Annotated in this window: 12 protein-coding genes and 2 CRISPR repeat arrays; of the genes, 1 reads left to right on the top strand and 11 read right to left on the bottom strand. The window is 45.1% G+C overall.

All coding sequences use genetic code 11. The features are described 5' to 3' along the window. Positions 1–650: 650 nt before the first annotated feature. Complete coding sequence (locus ACFQ03_RS18330; RefSeq protein WP_379289989.1) at positions 651–1,520, bottom strand: nucleotidyltransferase-like protein; 870 nt, start codon at positions 1,518–1,520, stop codon at positions 651–653. Between the two features lie 134 nt (positions 1,521–1,654). Between ACFQ03_RS18330 and ACFQ03_RS18325 the strand changes: the two genes are divergently transcribed. Then, a complete protein-coding gene (locus ACFQ03_RS18325) occupies positions 1,655–2,056 on the top strand; it encodes a DUF2614 family zinc ribbon-containing protein (RefSeq protein ID WP_379289998.1) in 402 nt (133 codons plus the stop codon). Positions 2,057–2,113: 57 nt separating this feature from the next. Here ACFQ03_RS18325 and ACFQ03_RS18320 read toward each other — a convergent pair whose 3' ends face one another. The 10 genes from ACFQ03_RS18320 to cas3 all read right to left on the bottom strand — a co-directional run bounded on the left by ACFQ03_RS18320 (position 2,114) and on the right by cas3 (position 17,193). Continuing rightward, on the bottom strand, positions 2,114–3,799 hold the full coding sequence (locus tag ACFQ03_RS18320; RefSeq protein ID WP_379289987.1) for a glycosyl hydrolase family 18 protein: 1,686 nt from the start codon (positions 3,797–3,799) through the stop codon (positions 2,114–2,116). A 197-nt stretch (positions 3,800–3,996) separates the two neighbouring features. Continuing rightward, the gene (gene perR / locus ACFQ03_RS18315) at positions 3,997–4,443 is read right to left on the bottom strand and encodes a peroxide-responsive transcriptional repressor PerR (RefSeq protein WP_144941886.1); all 447 of its coding nucleotides are present in this window, start codon (positions 4,441–4,443) and stop codon (positions 3,997–3,999) included. 374 nt (positions 4,444–4,817) lie between these two features. Then, a complete protein-coding gene (locus tag ACFQ03_RS18310; protein ID WP_379289985.1) occupies positions 4,818–6,041 on the bottom strand; it encodes a copper amine oxidase N-terminal domain-containing protein in 1,224 nt (407 codons plus the stop codon). A 324-nt stretch (positions 6,042–6,365) separates the two neighbouring features. After that, a CRISPR array of direct repeats spans positions 6,366–9,016; the repeat unit is 32 nt; unit sequence ATTTCAATCCACGCACTCATGCAGAGTGCGAC. A 168-nt stretch (positions 9,017–9,184) separates the two neighbouring features. Continuing rightward, positions 9,185–9,475: a CRISPR-associated endonuclease Cas2 gene (cas2, locus tag ACFQ03_RS18305; RefSeq protein WP_379289983.1), complete on the bottom strand. Its 291-nt coding sequence runs from the start codon at positions 9,473–9,475 to the stop codon at positions 9,185–9,187. A 37-nt stretch (positions 9,476–9,512) separates the two neighbouring features. Further along, complete coding sequence (gene cas1c / locus ACFQ03_RS18300) at positions 9,513–10,544, bottom strand: type I-C CRISPR-associated endonuclease Cas1c (protein WP_379289981.1); 1,032 nt, start codon at positions 10,542–10,544, stop codon at positions 9,513–9,515. Continuing rightward, positions 10,541–11,200: a CRISPR-associated protein Cas4 gene (gene cas4, locus ACFQ03_RS18295; RefSeq protein WP_379289996.1), complete on the bottom strand. Its 660-nt coding sequence runs from the start codon at positions 11,198–11,200 to the stop codon at positions 10,541–10,543. Before cas4 ends, cas1c begins: the two co-directional genes overlap by 4 nt. Beyond that, positions 11,187–12,035: a type I-C CRISPR-associated protein Cas7/Csd2 gene (cas7c, locus tag ACFQ03_RS18290; RefSeq protein WP_379289979.1), complete on the bottom strand. Its 849-nt coding sequence runs from the start codon at positions 12,033–12,035 to the stop codon at positions 11,187–11,189. The genes cas4 and cas7c overlap by 14 nt, the downstream gene beginning before the upstream one ends. Next, a complete protein-coding gene (cas8c, locus tag ACFQ03_RS18285) occupies positions 12,036–13,952 on the bottom strand; it encodes a type I-C CRISPR-associated protein Cas8c/Csd1 (protein ID WP_379289977.1) in 1,917 nt (638 codons plus the stop codon). It lies immediately after the preceding gene. 4 nt (positions 13,953–13,956) lie between these two features. Beyond that, complete coding sequence (gene cas5c, locus ACFQ03_RS18280) at positions 13,957–14,676, bottom strand: type I-C CRISPR-associated protein Cas5c (RefSeq protein ID WP_379289975.1); 720 nt, start codon at positions 14,674–14,676, stop codon at positions 13,957–13,959. A gap of 78 nt (positions 14,677–14,754) precedes the next feature. Next, on the bottom strand, positions 14,755–17,193 hold the full coding sequence (cas3, locus tag ACFQ03_RS18275) for a CRISPR-associated helicase Cas3' (RefSeq protein WP_379289973.1): 2,439 nt from the start codon (positions 17,191–17,193) through the stop codon (positions 14,755–14,757). 437 nt (positions 17,194–17,630) lie between these two features. Continuing rightward, a CRISPR array of direct repeats spans positions 17,631–18,330; the repeat unit is 32 nt; unit sequence ATTTCAATCCACGCACTCGCGTAGAGTGCGAC. Positions 18,331–18,362: the final 32 nt, after the last annotated feature.

The raw sequence follows: 18,362 nt of genomic DNA, 5'->3' as shown, positions 1-18,362 counted from the left end.
AAACCGTATACGCACTGGCTTCATTCATTCACTCGTTGTTCAGTTTTCAAAGGGCAATGCTGCTTTTTTCAATGCCGTCGTTCTTTAACAGCGACTCTTTTAATATATCATATACCGCCTATCGAATGCAAGCTTTTTTTTTGAAGTTTTTTTCTTCCAGCTTGCCGACAGCCTGCTCGAGAAGACCAAGCCGTTTGAAGCGGCGAAAATTAATGTATCACAGATCGACAGGGCATGTCAACAGTTTTATTTCATTCTTTTTTGTAATCGTGGATTTATGCGGAGAAACCTTATATTTTGCGTGTTCTTTAACCGCTGTGCCCCTATTCCTTTGTCGCTCAGCCGCCATCGTTATCCAATTTTTTTTATCCTGCTCAGAAGGAATTATTGATCAATCGCGACCTACCCTTTAACATATTTACAGTTTTTTGACCCAACAAATATCGCATGAAACATATGGACATCGCACAACCTAAATATAAATAACTACCTAAGATTAATTACTTCTATACAAAGATAAACGGCTATCGCTGCCCTTTGGACAGGCGCGTTTACCAATGAAATATATACTCCTATTTTAAAAAAGGCTTTCCTGTGATCCGGCCAATCGACATTAAGGAAGCCTAAGCCCAACGTATCGTCAAAACAGCTTATCGGATATATTTAATTTCATATTCTCCCTTCACTTCTCCGACTTCCACTTGAACCTCCTGAATCAGGGCTTTCTTGGCCAGGACTCCAAGCAGCATCGGAATATCGATATCCAGATCCGATAGCTCCGGATGGTCGAGTATTTCAAGAGCGCTCCACGGCTCTTTCCTACTGCTTAGCACGTCGAGCAGCATGGAACAACAGCCTTCCATCTTGGTCACAATGGAAAACTCGCAGGCAAGCATTACGAGTTGAACTCGTTGAATTAGCGTTTCATCGCTCAGAACCAGTTCTTCATATAACTTGTGCACTCCCGCATTATGCTTCTTGACCTGCTCCCAGATGCCGCTATATATATCGCTGTTCTGCTCGATAATGACAATCTTGGCCCAGTGAGTCAATGCCTCCACCAAGCAGCTATAGGCATCCAGCAGCTGATTTTTCACGAAATAATCTTTACTCATCAGGTACCGGGTGAAAAAATTCGAAAATTCAACCAGAAGCATCCGGTCTTTGACTGCTTTGGAAAACTCCATCAGATCATTTTTCCAACCTTCCATTGACATGTCCCGATCCATAATAATCTCTCCCCGGGTAATAAAGAGAATGAGTTCCTTATCCGCCTTTAAACGCCAAACCAGATTTAAGTCACGGAATGAAATCCAGCGTTCTTGTAACCGGGTACCTTCTTTTATATAATGATAGCTAGTGGCAGGATTGACTGCAGGTTGATCGGTCACAATTAATGCTTGGTATGGAAATCCATTGACAAGCGCATCGTTGGGGTATGGATTTTCGTGTAGAATGACGCCGATGATCCCTTCCCGGTCCCTATATTTTCTTATAAGCTCACGCTTTAAAGAGTTCATCAAGGCCTCCTGGATTTTTGAGATTTCTAAATGTATCAAAGGAAAGGCAATATTGTGAAGTAGTAATTTCTACATTCATAGGTGAGTTTCCTGCTTGCGTTGCCATTACATGAATAGAAAGAAGTTGGAAAATGATGATTCTTAAGTCGAGTAAAGTAAATGAGTTCCGATTATGGGGGCTGCTTCTGACCATGTTCGGCCTTGTTCTGATGATCGTCGGGACAGCGGGAATTGTATTTGACTGGGGAATCGCCGGCAAAATTATTGCAGGTATTTTCCTCGTATTGGGCTTAATCAGCATTCTCTGCAGTATGGGGGTCTACTTCTGGGCGGGCATGATGTCTACAAGCGCCGTTGTTATTGAGTGTCCGGAATGCCAGCGAATCACGAAGATGATCGGTAAAACAGACCGCTGCATGTTCTGCAAAACGATTCTTACCTTCGATCCGCAGCATGCTTCACAGGAAGCCGGCAATGATACCTCTCCTCCGGCTCAACAAGTGACAATCCAGAATACGGCCAAAAAGCAGTCCTAACGACGAAGAAGGCTGTCCCTTTATTAGAAGGGACAGCCTTTTTTCCTTATCAATCCGTTAAGGTTGCGCCAGAGTCTCCTTAATAACCTCCCAAATGTCCGGAGTTTCAAATCCTCTGCTCCAGGAAGCAATTCCAGCCAAATTATATTTATTGACGAGTTCGGCACGGCTTCTAATGGATGTAGCGTCTTCGATCCAAATTTTGATTTTCTTGCCGTCCTCCGTATACTCAACATAATTCTGGCCGGTTTTCTCGTCGAAAGCCGGAGTTAGCTGCTTTTCTTTGATCAAATCCTGAATCTTCTCCATCGATACGGCCTTCGAAGACACTTCCGTCTTGCCGTCTTTGATTTCTTCGGTCCAGATTCGGGTATAATAAGGAACACCAAGCACCAGCTTGGAGGGAGGAACCCCATCCTCTTCCATAATGCGGACGATTCCTTTCTCCACCCAAGGCAGCGATGCCACGGAACCGGCTTTCGGGCTGGACGCCCAATGCTCATCGTAGGTCATGACCATCATGTAATCTACAAGAGGACCGATCGCTTCCCGATCCATAAAGAGGGAATAGGTCTCCGAGCCTCCCTTGACCGTCACGTCTATCGATACGACCAGCCCCTGCTCATGCAGGAGAGGAACGGCTTCTCTCACGAATTGAACCATGTTTTCTTTATCTTTCAAATAAACATTCTCAAAATCGATATTGATCCCTTGCAATTGATACATTTTACCGAAAGTGACCAACTGCTTGATCATATTCATCCTTCGGTCATAGGTGGACAAGGCCTCGCTCGTTCTTTTGGGATCAAAGCTGTTCGTAACCAGAGCCCACACCTGATAATTTTGCGAATGGGCCCACTGCACGAAAGAAGCGTCGGCCATATTTTTCAGAAGCCCTTCTTCGTTTTCCAGATGAAACCATTGCGGGCTGATTACATTTAACCCCGGCATGGGGCCAATTTGAGAAGTATCCGGATTGCGGTTGTATACTTGCTGCCAGGTCAGATTGATTTTACCGCCGTCCAGAGGTTTAGGGACAAAGCCCGGTTTTTCCGGTTCGACGGGAATGACCTCCTCCTGCCCCGGCACTACATGTTCTTTTTTCATAAATCCGACCCATCCGTTACTTAATTGCACTTCATACCACTCTTCCAGTGCAGACCAGATCATCACCGATTCTCCCGGATCGAGATCCCGATATTTCGGCGCTTTGATCGTCGGCTCGGAGCGAATGGCCTTGGCTTTCTCCCCGGGTTGGCCGGATACCGTGCCCCATCGGATCGTATCCCCTTCCTTATGAATGGTGACGACACCGGTTTCTTCCGACTCCTTAATCTGCAAGCGATACAAATCAAGCACCGGCTCCATCGGGATTAGAACCGTATCGTCCTGCTGATCGACTGTAAATTTAAGCTCAAACGGCTTCTCGTTGACAACCGCCGTTAATTCGTTCGTTTTTAACCGGACTACTTTATCTTTAGTGGTCAGAATAACGGACTGACTCTCCTTCTCGTAGCGGATATCCGGATCAACGACCTCTTGCATAAAAGACAGGGGAAGCTTGAGACTTTCCTTCTCCCCGCTTGCCGATACCTCATACAGTTTTCCTTTATAATAAATCGGCTTCTCCAATCCTTTCATGGAGGGCTCGACTATGGTTGAATTCGGCCAATACCACTGCCAGTAAAGATATCCTCCTGCAATAACACAACAAACAAATACAAAAAATAAGAACCATTTCAAAACAGGTCTTCTCCGCCGCCGGCGGCGTAAAGGCGGAACCGCCGAAAGCCCATAGGATGCTGGCATAATATGCTCCCTTCCGGTATCAAACACTATCTTATAAATGAATAAAATAAAAAAACGCCCCGGACCGCCTTCCCGGCGTGATCCGACACGTTTCATTATACTATAAAAAATGTTCCTCAGCAGTCCATAAATCAATGAGTGCTGTTATGGGCGTTCTTCTCCATGCATTCCTTGCAAATCCCACTGACCTCTACACGGTGTCCCCGTACTTGAAAACCGGTTTCGTGGGCTGCCTGCTGCTCAATATCGGTAAGGGTAGGATAATGGAAGTCCACAATCACTCCGCATTGCTCGCATTGAGCATGATAGTGGTTGGACATATCCGCATCGAATCGGCTGGAATTATCGCCGAAGGTCAATTCCCGGACAAGTCCGGATTCGATGAATACCTTGAGGTTGTTATAAACCGTCGCCACACTCATACTCGGAAAACGGTCCTCTAGAGCTCTATATATATCGTCGGCAGTCGGATGACAGGTAGAATCAAGCAAATAAGACAGGATCGCATACCGTTGCGGTGTCATCCGGACTCCGGACATTTTCAGTTTATCCAGCGCTTGTTCAAACCTGGTTGTCATTTTATTCACCGCCAATAACTCTCTGTTAGTAATGGAAATACGCTCTTCATTTACAAAAGATATATATTCATTGTACGTGCGAAGTGTGATCTTTGTCAATGTTTCTGCCTCAAAGGCAGACGCCAGAGACTAATAAGAGTAGGTTTAAGGAGACAAAACGGATGCTTCCCGGTGAAGTCGGCACTTGATTTTTGGCATAGGGAGCGATGCATGGAAACAGGGCCGGTTCAAGAATAAAATGATGCAGAGTGCGACGAAATTCGTTGGCGTAATAATCAAGTAAAGCTAGACCGGTATAAGAGGTCATGCGGAAGATAACAGCGTAAAAAATAAACCGGAAAAGAGCTTTCCTCTCTTCCGGCTTTTCCTTGAGCTTATCGAACGATGAGCACCGTTTGCGAATTATTATCCCAGAATACCTTGGCACCCAAGGCCTCACTTACAAAACGGACAGGGACCATGGTGTTATTGTTGATAAGCTGTGCAGGGACGTTAAGTGTATACTCTTGACCGTCAATGTAAGCTGTATCGGAACCGATCTGCAGCTTGATTTCCTTGCTTCCTTTAGTGGCGGTTACCGTCATGGTTTCCTGCTCCCATTCGATGCCTGCCCCCATAGCTTCAAATATAGCTCTCATGGGAACAACCACGTTGCCTGCCAAATTAACGGGCGGCTGCTCGGTAGCCAGTCCTTTGCCGTCAATCGTTACCAATGTCCCTCTTTTAACGATCTCTTGCTTTCCTGTCTCATCGTAGAATTGAACGGCTACGCTGCTTGCATTGGTGTCTTTAATCTGCATTTTGAGATTGTATAGACGATTATCCATAGTAAAGTTGGTATCGGTCTGAATCGACAATTCCTTGCCGTTGCCTGCATAAGGGGTTACTCTGGCACTTATCTTTTGTGATTTCTCCCCATTTTTAACTACGGAAGTCAGTACAATCTTTCCATCTTTAATATAGGTTCCAGTCTCGACCAAATAGGTTTGGTCATCGGTAAGAACAGTAAATTTAACGTCATTAATTTCGTTAACGGCATCCAGCTTTATTTTAAAAATCGAGATGCGGCTGTCCATAACAAAATTATTGGCCCCTCTTACTTCTACAACCTTGCCGTTAGCGTTCGTCCCTGTAGCGACAACGTTAATCATTTGTGATTTTCCCCCGTTTTTAACGGCTATGATACCTTCCAAATGATCTGTATGAGCTACGGTCGTTTCCTTCAAAACTTTGTAAGGCTCTTCAATCGGACCCAAGGCCTCGATGTCGACCTTAGTCAGTTCTTCTCCATGATCCATGGTCAGTTGGAATACTTTCGTGTTTCCCCCCATGATAAACGTGTCTTCTTTTTTGATCTCTATAATTTCACCGAATTGGTTATAACCGGTGACCAGCAGCGAGACAAGTTCGCTGGATTCAACCCGGACGTCTGCGGTTACTTTCATTTTGCCGTCAATGACCTTATGCTCAGATCGCAGAAGCTCGATATTTTGGTCCGAGTTAGCAGACGCCTCCGGGATGGGTTGTATCACCAAACCAATCAGGATCGCAAACGCAACGAACATCCCCCAAATAGAACGCTTACTCTTGATAGACACATTCCTTCGTATCCTCCTCTTTTCCGTATCCATATCCATAGACATTTTGATTAATAAGTTAACGCAAAGTTTTCAGGACTGTAAATAGACAAGAAGGCCCAAGAGGAAGGAATCGATCCCATTATTAGATACGGAATTTATTCCTTTATGAATATATTTGGTAAAAGAAGGGATTACATTATGGGCGAATAGTACTTTATTCACTTTCAGGAATGAGGTATAGGTATTTCTGCGCATGAACATCAGACTATCCCGGATATGGGTTTCATATTCCAGAAGCCACTGGGGTTCGCTGCCAGCACTTGTGACTCTGCGGCTGGCTTCATTTAAATCCACGCACTCGTGTAGAGTGCGACTAAATCTATGTTATAATAGGAACAAACGTTCCTGTTTCAATCCACGCACTCGCGTAGAGTGCGACTATTGGCTAGCCATCGGATACTAAAGGAGGGAAATTTCAATCCACGCACTCGCGTAGAGTGCGACCGAAGATCGGGGCGGTGATTATGTCGTTTACGCCCGATTTCAATCCACGCACTCGCGTAGAGTGCGACTGAGCATCTTTTCACTCGCTATAATGACCCTTTGATTTCAATCCACGCACTCGCGTAGAGTGCGACGATAAAGAAGATCAGCAGCAGAGGCAAAAAATACATGATTTCAATCCACGCACTCATGCAGAGTGCGACGCCAACGGGATACTTCGCGGGGGGTGGGACGACTTAATTTCAATCCACGCACTCATGCAGAGTGCGACAATATCCGCCATTCATCCCTCACCTCCCTCAAATATTTCAATCCACGCACTCATGCAGAGTGCGACTATAGGTATCGGCAGGAAAACTGCAAGGGTCAAAAATATTTCAATCCACGCACTCATGCAGAGTGCGACTTTCAAACAAGGCTACGAAGACGGCAAAGCCGCATGGATTTCAATCCACGCACTCATGCAGAGTGCGACCTTGAATTTCTCCTCTACTTTATACCAACTTTCGTGAATTTCAATCCACGCACTCATGCAGAGTGCGACGAAAAAGATGATTTAATCGAACAAGTAATGGATATTTCAATCCACGCACTCATGCAGAGTGCGACTTTGATTGCGGATTGGTTTGCAGAGGAAACAGGGATATTTCAATCCACGCACTCATGCAGAGTGCGACAGGGATAATCAGTCCTTCAACACTTGGGATTGATCTATTTCAATCCACGCACTCATGCAGAGTGCGACAATTAGACGCGCTAAACGCACTCGTTGAGGAGCAGAATTTCAATCCACGCACTCATGCAGAGTGCGACACCAGTTGTCACATTTGTCGATTCGATTTGATTAATTTCAATCCACGCACTCATGCAGAGTGCGACGACGGTTCAATCTGACGATTTCACCATTCGTACTATTTCAATCCACGCACTCATGCAGAGTGCGACGAAGAAACATGGGGTTTGTATCATACAGACCCCGAATTTCAATCCACGCACTCATGCAGAGTGCGACCAAAAGTATTGCAACAAGCTGTTGAAGTCTTGCGAGATTTCAATCCACGCACTCATGCAGAGTGCGACGACTCAAATTGACGCGATAGATGACCAAACTGAGGCGATTTCAATCCACGCACTCATGCAGAGTGCGACAAGACATGGGTGCCGTTTGTAGATATATTACAAGTGATTTCAATCCACGCACTCATGCAGAGTGCGACGCGCTTGAGTGGATGCGGACAGGCCGGCGCCCAGGATTTCAATCCACGCACTCATGCAGAGTGCGACCCACAGCCGCAAGCTGGTAGATTGGGATGTTTCCATTTCAATCCACGCACTCATGCAGAGTGCGACTATTCCACCCGATATAAATGCCGGAGATTCTAAATTTCAATCCACGCACTCATGCAGAGTGCGACTGTTTCGCCTTAAAAAAGGAGTGTTAACATCCGGGTATTTCAATCCACGCACTCATGCAGAGTGCGACTCGTCAATGATCAGGCAGTTTCAGTTTCAGACAAGATTTCAATCCACGCACTCATGCAGAGTGCGACGTTTACGATAAAATGCGCTACCCCTACCGCGCATATTTCAATCCACGCACTCATGCAGAGTGCGACTGTCATCAGCAAACTCAGTATCGCTGTTGTCCACTTCATTTCAATCCACGCACTCATGCAGAGTGCGACCCGTCACTACCTTGATACCATTAACTGCTGAGTAATTTCAATCCACGCACTCATGCAGAGTGCGACTCTAAAACGCTGTGAACTGTGCACGTATTGTCCTCATATTTCAATCCACGCACTCATGCAGAGTGCGACTCTGCGATAGTGGTTCGTAAAATCGACTGGAGCAAATTTCAATCCACGCACTCATGCAGAGTGCGACACCATAACATTGTCAATTCTACCATAAGGAGGATTTCAATCCACGCACTCATGCAGAGTGCGACGATATTGACGAATGAGTTCTTCTTGGGTAGGTAAGGATTTCAATCCACGCACTCATGCAGAGTGCGACTACTGCGCGATTTAACCGGGCCCTGCGACTATTTAACATTTCAATCCACGCACTCATGCAGAGTGCGACTGGTTTAGATCGGGAAATGGTGGCGCCCTAAAAAATTTCAATCCACGCACTCATGCAGAGTGCGACTATGGGCAGCGTTGTCAATTATACCATAAGGAGGATTTCAATCCACGCACTCATGCAGAGTGCGACGTTAGCGAGACGATCGAATATAACGGGGATGTCTACATTTCAATCCACGCACTCATGCAGAGTGCGACGCCGGGATGACTGGAGCGGAACGCAAGCTCCTACAATTTCAATCCACGCACTCATGCAGAGTGCGACCAACGTAAGGAATGGGCCTAATGGGCAAATGGGGATTTCAATCCACGCACTCATGCAGAGTGCGACAATCGCTCCCGCAGTAGTATTAGCAAGTTGGAAAGTATTTCAATCCACGCACTCATGCAGAGTGCGACGGCGGAAAATCGACATTTTGTATGCAAAAAGGGTTATCTAAACACAAATATATTACTCTTTTAGGATTAAAAACCATTAATTGTAATGCTAATTAATAAAATTCCCGTAATCATCCATTTTACTGGTGCGAATCCCCCAGAGATTTTATGAGAGCTTCACATTCGCACTTAAAGAATAAGCGGACCTTCCACATCGAAAGACTCTTTAGCTCCGACATGATCCACTTTTCGCTTATAGTTGTCACCCAGTTGATAGAAGCGCAAGCTATCTGTCTTTGGATCGATTAATGCTACTAATTCGTATTTTAACTTCCTGAATTGCGTTGAATCTACAATACATTCAAATACAGAGTTTTGTACCCTCTGCCCATAGTCTAAACATTTTTTCGAGACCTGTCTAAGCCTCCTTCTTCCCTCGCTGGTCGTGGTGTTCACATCATAAGTAATGATAACAAGCAACCAATCACCTACTTCTATATGGTTTCATTCAGCGAACTTATTTCCATAAGAAAGGAGGATACTCATCCAAATCTCCTCTAATATATCTTGCTAGCAGCAAGGCTTGGACATGAGGGACAAGTCCCCATGCCAGCTTCTGATTTAAGTAAGGGTGCTGAATGTTCTCCTGCTTTCTCTCTTGCCACGCAGCCAAGACGGTTCTTCTCGTTTCATCGTCCATGATGACCGCACCGTTTTCTTTTCGATGAAATCCTTTATGGGTTATCATTTTCTTATTTATTAATGACAGGACAAAACGATCCGCATACACACTCCTTAACTCCTCCATGATGTCTAAAGCGAGCGAGGCTCTTCCCGGACGATCCCGGTGTAGAAATCCTACGTATGGATCCAACCCGACATTTTCTAATGCGGATTTCAAATCATTCGCAAGCAAGGTATATGCAAAAGATAACAAAGCATTCACATTATCCAGCGGCGGTCGTTTATTTCTGCCTTGAAAGACGAAATGCTCGGTTTGCTGAAGAATAAGATCGTTAAATACGGAGTAATAATTCGCTGCCGCATTCCCTTCCAACCCTCTTAACCGTTCCAAATCCTCAACTTCCCGGACCAATAGCATAGCTTCCGATAACACACTGGAAACCGACTTCAGTTTAGGCACATCGACTCGCAAGGGATGATCTCTTGTCGCGCGCTCTAAAATCCATTTACTGTTGTATATTTTTCCAAGAATGACGTTTCTGGCAGCAATAGCGCTTCTCTTTTCATCATCCGATATGCGGTATTGTTCCTTTCTTAAGACGACATTTCCTCTTGTTTCTCCAGTCATTCTTGCCAAGAAATTTCCATTTCTCGTCATGAAAGTAAACGCAATATTTCTTTTGGCACAGGCCCCCATCAGTGCAGGGCTTGCCCCGGTGTAGCCAAAAGTGCAAATCGCCTCTAAATTATGCAGCGGGACCCGCCTTAGCTTTTCTCCTTCTACGGTTACTACAACATTTTCTCCGTCTAGTGAAAGGTAGGCATCCGGCAGGGTTACGAACAAAGTGTTTAATAACTTTTTCATTCCCTTAACCTCCCTTCAATATAGCTGGCAACGGATCTCTTGTGCATGAGTTCAGGAACACAAATATGCTGAAGCGAACAATTTCGGCAGTGTGGCCCCGTCTTTACTTTAGGTGTATGATTTTTGAGAAAATATTGATGCATTTCAGCAAAATGGCTTTCCACTTCTTGACGATATTCTGCTGTAAGGGGTACTTCAACCCTGTGTTTAATTTCATTGTAAAAAAGAAACCCCATCTCAATCTCGCAAAGCAGCATTTCTTCCAGGCAAATCGCTTGGGCGGTCAATTGCAGAATATCTGAATGATCTTTCTTCGGTTTCCCTCGTTTATATTCAACGGGAAAGGGGAGGAAGAGTCCTTCCTCGCCCGCTAAAGAAATGCCCTTGGGATCCCGAACGAATTCAACAACATCGCAAACTCCGGTTACACCTAGCCTTTTGGAATGTACGGGGAGTCCCCTGACGACCAGCTTGTCTCCTCTTTTTTCACGGATCATCGGTTGATCTGCCCGCTGATGCATATGCTGACCTTCAATAGTTAGTACATTTTCTTCCCATTGTTGTTCTATATGAATGAGTGCCCACTGTCTTCGGCAGAAGATAAAATGCTGGATACCAGAGAGCAGCAAATAATCTTCTTCGTTATAAACCTTCATAAACTTCAACGTCGAGACCTTCCAGCTTATTTGGAATTAAAGTGTCGCTATATCCTTCTTTGAGCACATCGCCTAAAGTACGATGTACCTTGGCAGACGAATATTGGCCTAGCTTGGAGTTATGCTCCCACCAGTACACTTTGTTCACTTCCATACTTCCGTCAGGACGAGCAGAAGAAGTATCATTGGCGAACAAAGTGATCAGCGCCTGCTTAATTTTCTCAGCATCCTCATATGTAAATCCTGTTTTTTCCGCCAGTTGCGGGTTTATGCTGCCGTAGAAAACATAGACCCCATAATCCACCCTGTGCTTCAACCCCATCGTATCGGAGGTTTTCTTATCGGGATCTTTCGTGTTCGTTGTGGAATTAACGCTCTTAGTAATTTGCATCGTGGATATATCGATCGGATCGAGGCTTACTGCCGTATGGATCGATACCGGACCTCTGATGCCAATAGACACCTCCGAGCCACTGAAGGCGAATACTTGTCCGAAACTGCGAACATCCATCCATGACTCACAGGCGATTTTGGAGTACAAAATATTATCCTTCGTCTTCCCCTTGGCATATTTCTGTAATTCTTCGTTACCATCCACACGATCTTTAATACTGCGATAACCGTCATCACGTCTCTCATCTGATTGTACGAGAATCGATTCCCCCATATCTTGCAGGCGATTGCGAATTTTCCGCTTAATGCATACATCCGAAATTTCGCCATGACCATCATAATTTTGACGAGGGCGGTTCCCGTTAAGCGGGTCTCCGTTCGGGTTAGCATTACGAACCGTCAACACTACAGCAAAGTCAATTTTTCGATCCAGAACACTCATTTATATCTCTCCTTTGGCTTCAGTTTGTTCTTTTTCAGCTTCTTTTTCTTTTTTACTTTTATATAAATCATGTCTCTGACTGTAAAAACCTAGCAAATATAAGCCACTCAACGGTTTATCTGTAAAATCCTCCGGCTTCAGCATGGAACCTACCTCATCCAGCAATGAATTAAAATACTTCAGCTTGGCTCCCAATTTCGCTTGATGCGGTTGAAGATTAGACTGGATGATCGTCCAAGTTCTTTGCGGACGCTGGGCGAATGCATTCATATAGCGAATGGCATTGGTTGCTCTTTTTTCATCGGGATCAAGCGAGCTTCTCTCCAGTACATCCGCTATCGCCAGCAGTCTGCCAAATAAATAGTCCCGATTGTCGTTCGTTACATCTAATCCCACTTCAAAGCCCTCCTTCTCGTATGTTTTTCTTACGAGTGCGCAAGTGATACTCAGCGTTTTTTCCCATTCCCAACCTTCCATTGCAACTGGGTTGGAAGCTCTATTGATGGCGCTCCGTACGATGTCCAGCGGAATAGCTCGTTCATCCACAATGGAAGGCAGCATCCTTTCCATTAATCCCTTGACAATCTTGTCACTGGCCTTGGACCCGTAAGCGGCAAATGCGATATCTCTTGTCGCCGGCGCCCCTATAAATTGCAGCAGTTGGTTGTTCTCGTCTTTTTTGTAACGATGCAGCCAATAGCACGATTTATGCCAGGCTTCAATACGCTCAAGAAACAATTCTTTATTCATCTCTCGATAATAAACGATCGCCATCCGTCCCGGCGTGGCTGCTTCGAGAATCATCATATTCACTTCGGGTTGATATTCCAGATCATGCTTGTACCCCGCAATCGCCAGACTTACTTGATTGGCATAAGCTTGATGGGCCCGGTCCCCAACCGTCGCTTGCTCGACTTCATCGTAGATCCCATGAAGAGATGTCGTATCCGCATACGGATCCGGAACCTCATGATTGTCGGTCCCCCATACGAGGAATACTTTGCCGTCGATCGTATACCCTTGCTTCTCTACAAGCCATTTAAGTGCATTATGGGCTTTCTGAGAAACTTCATAGCTGATCGAGGCTGCATCTTTGCTTTGTTTAAAACGGCCGCGAAACGTGAATCCGCTCGTATCATTCGCGGAAATCAATTTCGCCATATCTGCCGCATGTCTGATCCGCGATGCATGTCTTTCTGTAGACGGACGTTCTTCTCCGGAAATGTAGCATAAATCCTTTACTTGCAAGGTACTCTCGTAATATCGAATGAACGATTCATAAACGCTTTTGTCTCGCCATAGTCTTGACTCCGGTTCTCCGATGACATTTACGGCAAAACGGACAAAGGCATCGCTTTGATTCGATGTCACCACCCTATAGATGTCGGGTCTGAACCCATACTGCTCCTCCAGCTCCTTGCTCCACTTTTCGATAAAACGCCCCTTCTCATCCACATACAAAATTTTAGCCTCTACCAGGTCTTTAACCAGTTGTCCTTTGCAAAGATAGGTATACACGCTCTTAACTTTCGGATGGGCATACTCTGAATCGCACCAGGCTTTCAGCTGTTTCAGATAGTCTTCGTGGGGATTGGTCTTCTTGGCGGTACCACCATATTGCAAATAATCCCCGGCAACATACATCAATTTATCGTGCAGCGGATGGGGTACAGGTGCACTCGTTCGACTGCCCGAAGCCTCCGTACAAGGTATAACGGTGCTTGCCTCGTTCTTGTCGACCACCTTCGCAGATACGAAATTTCCATCCTGATCCAATGAAACTTCAATCTGAGCTTGTTGGGTGGTATGGGATACGGGAATAAGGGCAAATTCTTGATCGTTATGCTTCTTCTGAAATTCCCCGATCACTTCCGTGTTATTTTCATAGGTTCGATATAATTGCCGCAGCCAAGTCATTTAATCACCCCTTCTCCGCAAACATCTCTTGATACAATTCATCAACAGACTGCAGATTGGATGAATCAAATGCTTTCGGCAACATTTCGCCAATCGGACGGACTAGCGAACATTCCTCAGGTCGAATAAATTGAATCACGCCCTGCTTCATCACCGGCTGCCACAAGCGCGTTTCCAGCACATGGTGACCCGTTTCATCGGGATAATTTAAGCCGTGCACCATCACGCCAAAGTTGATTTCTCCTTTGTAATTATCGTAGAAACCTTCCCCCTCGCCATAAACACAAGGCTCAACGTAGCCCTGACATTCCCTGGCCCCCAGGAAAATATCCCTTCTCCCGCCAGCAGCGACAGCCCTCTTGGCAATATTATGATGCTTGTGCTCGTTACGATCATATTCCAGATCTTCACGATGAAGGTTAAACTCGAAATGAGCCCTTACCTGATAGCGAACATCGCGTAAATAAGTGTAGTAGGCCAGCGTATTTCCCCCACTATATTCAATGGGACGAATTCCCTTCGATTCGGTCTGAATCGGATTCATGACCCGCACTTCATCCACAAACCAGATAATCGTAGGTTTCCAGTAAATGGATTCTACAATCCCTTTCAAGCTTTGGTAGGTCGGAATTTGATACGTCATTTTCTCCCCGCCAATCTTGGTCAGGGGATCGGTAAACAGCGCATATTTTCCGTAAACTTCAAATTCAATCTGATTCCGCAAAGGAGCACCTCCTGTAAAAGAAAAACTATTACCTAAACCATCCGTAATCGTAGGACCATCTATTTAAATAGAAGGGATTCATATGATTTCAGGCGACCAAACTCCTTCTCCCTTTAAATCAAGCCCCATCTCGTCTGTATATGCCACTTCCTTCAGAGCATAAACATTACCATGCAGCAAAACATCGATATTCTGAGCTTGATCCAATTGCTTGAGTTCATGGGTATAAAGGTTAATGACATATTGTTGGGCTCTCCTTAGTAAAGAAGTAAGCTGCCCGCTATCCAATTCACCATTTAAATCGGCTATGATCTCTTTCGCCTCATCATTGTATGGGACAAGTACCGAAGTGGTAGGTTGATCAATCACCTGAAAATATTTCTCCACAGTAGCGAAAGATTGTTTACTGACGAGCCGCACATTCATCCCGGATTTACGCTGCAGCCCAGAGGAATAATCTTTATTTAAATCCAGCAAGTCAAACGCATTCTGCCTAATATTAGGGATCCAATAATCCAACTCACCTTCAATATCATGATAATAGTACTCAAAGTACTTCTTCATTGCTTCAGGAGATAACAAGTCGTTACCGAATACTTCCGGCCTGCGGGCAAACTCTTCCAAAATACGCGCTGTTTTCTCAGCACCTATTCGAATTTCCTTAAGCTTGGACAATTCTTCGTCCGAAGATTTGATCACATAAACGTTACGAATTTCATCCTTGCCATGCCGATTGCATCTTCCGGCCGCCTGTGCAATCGAATCCAAACCCGCCAACGAACGAATGACACATTGAAAGCTAATATCGACACCCGCTTCAATCAGTTGTGTGCTTATGCAGATGACTCTTTGGCCGTCCGTCTCCAGTTGTCTTTTGACATTTTCCAGCACTTTCTTCCGGTGCGCCGGGCACATGCTCGTGCTAAGATGGAATAGCTTGTAGGAATGCTGTTTCCGTTCGGCTTTATCATTTAATTCTTCGTAGAGCTTGCGCACAGCCGTTTTCGTATTTAAAATGACTAGCAAACTATCTACCTTTTCCATTTCAGTCAGAATAAATTTCTTTATTTCGCTCGCGTTATAGCCTTCTGTAGTCGTTTTGTCAACAATATTAACTCTCTTGAAGCTTTCGCTAACGCGCTTCAGGTCTTGTACCATTTCTGAATTTGTTGGAATTTTCAATTTATTATCCACATAGTCCAGCGCTGGCTGTGTCGCCGTGCATAACACAATGCTTGATCGCCCGAAGCTGCTGAGGAAATTGAGCGCTTCATTAAATAAAGATATACATTTAACAGGAACCGATTGGACTTCGTCAAAAATCAGAACCGAGTTAGCCAGATTGTGTAACCGCCGTACATTTCTGGTCCCTCTGGAGTAAAACACATTCAAAAATTGCACCATCGTTGTGAAAATAATTGGACTTTCCCAATTATCTTTGGCCAGTTTGAGCTTCTTTTTCTTCAGGTCGTATGCTTCATGCCCGCTCCCATCCTCGTGCTCTTCAATGACGTTCGAATGATGCTCAATAATGTTTAGATCATTCTTCAAAATTTTTCTGATCTGCTCAGCGTTCTGCTCAATTATGGTTGTGTAGGGGACGATGTAAATGATTCGATCCTTCCCATATTCGATAGCATGCTTGAGGGCATAACGTAAACTGGCTAATGTCTTGCCGCCCCCCGTTGGAATAGACAGGGTATAAATTCCGGATGGTTTGGATGCGAACTGCTCACATTGATCCGACATCTCACTTCTGAGCCTATGGATGAGGTGTTCCGAATCTTTCCCTTCACGAAAAGAAACGATGGTTTCCATTAAAGCGGTATAGCACTCCCTAAAAAAAGCAGCGCTATCCAAAGAACGCTCTGCCTGCTCTTCATTTTCCTCAAATGTTCGGGTATTGGTTCGATCCGCATCGATCAGGCAGCTAAAAATGTACTTTTGGATAAAAGAGAAGGTAATGGGCTTCAGCTTGTGCTGCTGCCTGTATTTAATGATTGTTTCCGCTTCACGCACAGCCTGGTTAAAATAGCTTTCCAATTCGGCCGGTCCCATCTGTTGCTGGAAAAAAGTCGCTACAGCATGCTCAAATTCTGGAATCTCCTTCTGTTTCACGCGTTCTAAATAAGGCGATGACAAATCAGGGGATATAAAATCTCGTAAGCCGCCATGGTGCGAAAGAATGCACATGCTGATCCACTCTGCTGTCAGTTGTTCAAGAGCGGATCTTGCCCCTGCATGAAATTGTTGATATATAAGTTTCCCGCCTGCAGTAGAATGATCAACGCTCCCCCTCTGTGGCGGATGATTCGGATTCGCTACTGCTTCCTGAATGTAATCTTTAAAGGCTTCGCTATTCTTGCCCAAATCATGTAACAAACCTGCCAACCCTGCTAAATGCTTGACTCCTATCTTTCCGCCAAACCTTTCGCTGAGCTTCGACACCTCTTCTAAATGCGTCTGCACCGTTTGAATAGCCCCGTCACTTTCGCGAATATGCGCAATATAGCCCATGACTCTCCTCCTAATGCTCGCTATCATAAACGTTACAAGTCATGCTTCTATGCGGGGAGCGATTTTATAAATATGGACTTGTGTTGATATTAAGAAAGTTAAAAAGGGTTAGCAAATTGCAATGAATGACAACTTAGTTGACCCCACTCCTTTCATTGCTGATCCTAATAATGCAATTATGAATATAAAGAAAGAAAAACCAACCCCTCCATTTCATAGGATTAATTTCCTATATTTATCATTCGACATATCCAGACAAACTCCTCCATTATACCCACTTTCATTTGTTACAAAATTGTAAACCGTTTCCAATACGAACAAAAACAAAAAAGGAGCCCTGCTATTTGCAGTCTCCTGTAAGTAATTCGAATGGCAAGCAGTTGATACACTCTGTAGAGTGGGACCGTTTGGGATACGCTGGACGCCATGCGCATGATATTTCAATCCACGCACTCGCGTAGAGTGCGACGCTGCTATTCTGCATTGCAACTGATTTGAAATCATATTTCAATCTACGCACTCGCGTAGAGTGCGACTACCGAGATGCGTCTGATCATGCGGGACGATCACGTATTTCAATCCACGCACTCGCGTAGAGTGCGACGAATTAAATCTCGCAATCTATTGTCCGCCGTAATATTTCAATCCACGCACTCGCGTAGAGTGCGACGGACTATGGAAGTACGACGAACAGGTGAGGGAGATTTCAATCCACGCACTCGCGTAGAGTGCGACTTTCCCATAAATCCTCACGTTCTGACCACGAAAATTTCAATCCACGCACTCACGTAGAGTGCGACCTTCGGATTGTCCGGTTCACGTATAACTGCGCCATGATTTCAATCCACGCACTCACGTAGAGTGCGACTGTTAAGGAAGCGGCCAACGAGCGCAAGGAGCAACTATTTCAATCCACGCACTCGTACAGAGTGCGACACGGACGGTGCTTCCGGCTTCGATTTAGTCGCGATTATTTCAATCCACGCACTCGTACAGAGTGCGACACCACACCGTTCACAGAAGCCACCAGAACGATTCTATTTCAATCCACGCACTCGTACAGAGTGCGACGCAAACTTATAGATTACATTCTCTTCTAAACCATATTTCAATCCACGCACTCGTACAGAGTGCGACAGGGTGCTGCCAAATCCAGCATACCATAAGGG

Source organism: Paenibacillus residui (assembly GCF_042677205.1).
GTDB classification, from domain to species: domain Bacteria; phylum Bacillota; class Bacilli; order Paenibacillales; family NBRC-103111; genus Paenibacillus_L; species Paenibacillus_L residui.
Note: the sequence above shows the minus strand (reverse complement) of the source record. Positions and strands in the feature narration are given on the sequence as shown.